A 1,006-nucleotide genomic window follows, 5' to 3' on the forward strand; every position below is an offset into this window, starting at 1 on the left:
GTTTTACCGTGCCGAAGAACTGATTGACAAAGGCCGGCAGGCTTTCTGGGAGGCTTACACCGCCCAGCAGCAAAGTGCCGGGTAAGTTTTCTGTTTTTGGCCTGTTTTTGGGAAAACAGGCCGAAAACGCCGTAGCCAAGAAGTATGATTTTCAGGAATTAACATGCTCCAGATAGCGAGGCAGAGACGTGCCAGTATTTTGAGAAGTGTAGATTGTTAAAAGAAGGTGACTGGCGCGAGACTTCAGTCTCGTGACCAAAAGTGCTGCGAGTCTCCAGACTCGCCGGGGGCCACGGGGAGAATATAGGTGCCAAGATTAAACTAAAGGAGTCTGGAGACTCCACCCATCCATCGCACGAGTCTGAAGACTCGCGCCAGAGCTGAGTAGAATTTTACTTATTATAAGCATCTGAGAAGGATCGCCTTATTGGGTCAAGCTCTATTTTCACCACTACGGTATCTTTCTCAACTACCACCTTTTCAACCATACCTCCATAAGGGAAGCTTTCGTTCTTGACATCAACTGCTACTGTTAGAAGATACGTTCCATGTTTAATGTTTGGAACATAAAAGCAATTTCCATGCACTGGTTCACTTTTGAGTAAGGTATATTCTACTGTTCCCCATTTATCCCATGGAAGTGGTGTAGCTTTTAATATACTCAAGTTCTCTGTAAGGTATATTCTTGATGCTGATTTAATGTTAAGTTCAGGATTGTTTACGATAAGCTTTATAGTAGATTTTTTATCAGGAATCCTGAATAAAATTAGTGCTGTAAATAAGATTAATGCCAAGAATAGCATGAGTGATGATTTTACTTTCATATCTTACTTTTGTATATAGACCTCAAGTCATTCAAGATATAGAAACGGGAGGAATTGACATATATCAATGGCAGGTGGCTCAGACACTCGCAGGTCTGGGAGACACTGCGAGGATTTTTGAACTAAGTAACTGCGTTGGCACCATAAAACAGAGAACCCGTTTTCGGCCTGTTTTTGTAAAA

General features: G+C 42.1%; 1 protein-coding gene. It reads right to left on the reverse strand.

The window, feature by feature from the left end; genetic code table 11:
- Positions 1–392: 392 nt before the first annotated feature.
- Complete coding sequence (locus tag A8O25_RS22310) at positions 393–824, reverse strand: hypothetical protein (protein ID WP_066839884.1); 432 nt, start codon at positions 822–824, stop codon at positions 393–395.
- Between the last annotated feature and the right edge of the window lie 182 nt (positions 825–1,006).

This window comes from Rufibacter ruber (genome assembly GCF_001647275.1).
Lineage (GTDB): Bacteria > Bacteroidota > Bacteroidia > Cytophagales > Hymenobacteraceae > Nibribacter > Nibribacter ruber_C.

What these genes read in the sequence shown, in the direction of transcription:
- A8O25_RS22310 (WP_066839884.1), bottom strand. Translation starts at nt 824, where the DNA reads ATGAAAGTAAAATCATCACTCATGCTATTCTTGGCATTAATCTTATTT.